The organism is Synechococcus sp. R3-13 (genome assembly GCF_047462195.1).
Classification (GTDB): Bacteria; Cyanobacteriota; Cyanobacteriia; order Thermostichales; family Thermostichaceae; genus Thermostichus.
On the sequence record NZ_JANSIO010000447.1, the window covers coordinates 1 to 949 of the forward strand.

At 61.7% G+C, this 949-nt stretch carries 2 protein-coding genes; one reads left to right on the plus strand and one right to left on the minus strand.

Translation table 11 applies throughout. The features are described 5' to 3' along the window. Positions 1-593, plus strand: a 593-nt coding sequence (locus NW856_RS12755; protein ID WP_414400575.1) for an alanine dehydrogenase, incomplete at its 5' end; no start/stop codon positions are given. A gap of 33 nt (positions 594-626) precedes the next feature. Here NW856_RS12755 and NW856_RS12760 read toward each other — a convergent pair. After that, on the minus strand, positions 627-949 hold a 323-nt coding region (locus NW856_RS12760), incomplete at its 5' end, for an ABC transporter permease (RefSeq protein ID WP_414400576.1).

Genomic DNA, 949 nt, shown 5'->3' on the forward strand with positions numbered 1-949 from the left:
CGCCGGGGCGGGTGGTGATCCTGGGCGGGGGAACCGTGGGCACCGAGGCGGCCAAAATGGCCGTAGGCTTGGGGGCACGGGTGCAGATTTTGGACATTAACCTGCAGCGGCTGAACGAGCTGGAGCTGATTTTTGGCTCGCGGGTAGAGCTGCTCTACAGCACGGCCCAAAGCGTGGAAGAGTGTGTTCGCGAGGCCGACCTGCTGGTGGGGGCAGTGTTGGTGCCGGGAAGGCGGGCGCCGGTCTTGGTGGGAGAAGAGTTGGTGGCCCAAATGCGTCCTCGCTCCCTCATTGTGGATGTGGCGGTGGATCAGGGGGGGTGCATTGCTACCACACGGGTTACCACCCATGCCCAGCCGGTTTACGAAGCCTACGGGGTGCTACACTACGGCGTTCCCAACATGCCCGGAGCCGTTCCCTGGACTTCGACCCAAGCGCTGGTCAACGCCACTCTCCCCTACATCCTCAAGCTGGCCAATCTCGGCTTGCCCGCTGCTTTGGAACAAGACCCGGCCTTGGCCAAAGGGCTAAACGTCAGGGCAGGCAAGCTCGTCCACCCGGCGGTGCGAGCCACCTTTCCAGACCTGGGCTAGCTCAGGCAGGGGTTGGCTCCCTGGGGAGAGATGCTACTGTCGCCAGGACAGGACATAGCGCTCCAAAGCCGCAAAAAAGGTGTAGAGCAAAATGCCCATAATGCCGAGGGCAACCAAACCCGCAAAGGCCAAAGGCACATCAAAAGAAGAGCTGGCCGACACGATCAGGTAGCCCAGCCCCTGGTTAGAAGCCACCGTCTCCGAGATCACCGAGCCGACAAAAGCAAAGGAGATGGCCACCTTCAACGAGGCAAACAGGTAGGGCATGCTGTGGGGTAGCCCCACCTTGGTGAAGATCTCCCAAGAGCTGGCCCCCAACGAGCGCAGCACATCCCGCATTTCGGCTTCCACCGTCT